Genomic DNA, 1,198 nt, shown 5'->3' with positions numbered 1-1,198 from the left:
ATCTTGTGGCGATTCAGCCGCGTTGGAAAATGCGGGTCAGAAACCGGCCGAATCGAAAAGCAAGGCTCTTTTCCCCGGCTGCAGCATCGCTGGCGCCAATTCCGTCTTTTCCCCCGGAGAAATCGCTGATGGGCCACCAGAAGAAGACCAGGAAGACAACGAAAATGCCGGTGTCGATCGGGCCATGACTTGAATAGCTGCTGTGACGGAACACAACAGCGACCGCCCCGGCGATAACACCGCAGCTGCGGCAGGATGAAATTTCTTCATCCACAAAAATCTATTTGAGAATCGCCGTTACGGTAAGATGCCTCCTTTGTCGTGACAACGGCATCTTTGTCGGCCGATACGGGGAATGAATAACTACTTCTCCGAAACGCCAGCCTCTGCAAAACTCGCCATGCGGGCATGGCACTCCAGCGCCGAGCGGACGATGTTGACGGCGAGGCAGGCGCCGGAGCCTTCGCCGAGCCGCATGCCGAGATCGAGCAGCGGCGGCAGGCCGAGCGCTTCGAGCAGGCCGCGATGGCCTGACTCAGCGGAGACATGGGCTGCGATGGTGTGGGCGAGGCCGGTCGGGTGCAGCTTCGACAGCGGGGCTGCGGCGGCGGTGCAGACGAAGCCGTCGAGCAGCACGGGTATGCCGAGATGTCGGGCGGCGAGCGTGGCGCCGAAGATGGCGGCCAGTTCGCGTCCGCCGAGCACGGCAGCGATAGCAAGCGGGTCGGCGAGGGCTGCGGCATGGCGCTTCAGGCCGGCTTCGATGGCGACCACCTTGCGCTTCAAGCCGGCGTCATCGACGCCGGTGCCGCGCCCTGTCCACTTTTCCGCGCCGCCGCCGAACAGGGCTGCTGAGATGGCAGCCGCCGGCGTGGTGTTGCCGATGCCCATCTCGCCGAAGCAGATAAGGTCAAGATCCTTCGTCACCGCATCATAGCCGGCCGAGACCGCCGCCAGAAAGGGCGCTTCGTCCATTGCCGGACCTTGGGTGAAGTCGCCGGTCGGATGGTCGAGATCGAGCGGGATGACGTCGAGTTCGGCGCCGGCTATGCGGGCAAGCTGGTTGATGGCGGCACCGCCGCCAGCGAAATTCGCCACCATCTGCACGGTGACTTCCGAGGGATAGGCCGACACACCTTGCGCGGTGACGCCGTGGTTGCCGGCGAAGACGAAAACCTTGACGCGGTCGAGTTTCGGC

2 protein-coding genes are annotated in these 1,198 nt (G+C 63.6%); one reads left to right on the top strand and one right to left on the bottom strand.

Annotated features, from left to right (window positions below; all coding sequences use genetic code 11):
• The coding region (locus EN932_RS38595; protein ID WP_206619040.1) for a hypothetical protein at positions 1–193 on the top strand (193 nt) is incomplete at its 5' end.
• A gap of 170 nt (positions 194–363) precedes the next feature.
• Here the strand turns inward: EN932_RS38595 and cobT are convergent.
• Positions 364–1,198, bottom strand: an 835-nt coding sequence (cobT, locus tag EN932_RS36460; RefSeq protein WP_128369540.1) for a nicotinate-nucleotide--dimethylbenzimidazole phosphoribosyltransferase, incomplete at its 5' end; no start/stop codon positions are given.

Origin of the sequence: Mesorhizobium sp. M7A.F.Ca.US.002.01.1.1 (assembly GCF_004022955.1) — a bacterium.
Taxonomy (GTDB): Bacteria; Pseudomonadota; Alphaproteobacteria; order Rhizobiales; family Rhizobiaceae; genus Mesorhizobium; species Mesorhizobium ciceri.
The sequence above is the reverse complement of the archived record's forward strand: the minus strand, read 5'-3'. Positions and strand labels throughout refer to the sequence as shown.